Source organism: Nocardia sp. 852002-20019_SCH5090214 (genome assembly GCF_001665865.1).
Lineage (GTDB): Bacteria > Actinomycetota > Actinomycetes > Mycobacteriales > Mycobacteriaceae > Nocardia > Nocardia nova.
Genome location: NZ_LZMK01000095.1, coordinates 1 through 665, shown reverse-complemented (window position 1 = coordinate 665; position 665 = coordinate 1). Strand labels below are relative to the sequence as shown.

The 665-nt window shown below is 69.6% G+C and carries 2 protein-coding genes; both read right to left on the bottom strand.

Annotated features, from left to right (window positions below; genetic code table 11):
- Positions 1-2: 2 nt before the first annotated feature.
- Positions 3-362, bottom strand: a complete 360-nt coding sequence (locus A5780_RS43035) for a hypothetical protein (protein WP_231982888.1) — start codon at positions 360-362, stop codon at positions 3-5.
- On the bottom strand, positions 350-665 hold a 316-nt coding region (locus A5780_RS43030), incomplete at its 5' end, for a DUF5131 family protein (RefSeq protein WP_156769365.1). The genes A5780_RS43035 and A5780_RS43030, both read right to left, overlap by 13 nt.

The window sequence follows — 665 nt, the reverse complement described above, 5'->3', positions numbered from 1 at the left end:
TGCTACGGCGATTCCGGATCGTCGAGGTAGCGCCACCGGATTCGGGTGACCATCGAGTCCGGGGTGCAGCCGGTGTGGCTGCCGCAGAAGAACTCGCCGAACTGCGCCGGCGTCATCTCAGGGAAGCCCTCGGCGCGGACTTCTTCGTTCGTGATGGTGTCGAGGCGCTCGCGCCCGACGTCGAGTACTTCCACGTCGACGATCCGGACGAGTGGTTCGCCGCGGCGGCGGCCCATCACCTTGCGGCACAGCGTGAGCCGGGTGCCGGGCTGCAGCATCAGCCAGCCCATACGGCGGGTGACGGTCTTTGTCCGGTCGCGGACCTGGGGTTCGGTGAGCGAGACCGACATCAGGCGTGGCATGAGGTGCTCCTGTTCTGCGGGTACTGGTTCCAGATCCGGCCGTCGAGTTCACGCCCGGCCGTTTTCGGGGTGCGGCCACCCCACTGCTTGAAGAAGAACGCGGTCCCGGCCTCGACGCACTGGTCGCGCAGGTCGCGCACCCAGTCCGCCTCGATCGGCCGGGCGTGGGGCCCGGATTCGCCGCCGACGATGACCCAGTCGATCGCCGGGATCGGCCGCCAGTCGGCGCAGCCGGGGCACCCGCATTCGAAGCGTTCGTCGTCGTCGGGCCACCGGCACCGGCACCCGTCCGGGCATCCGGTC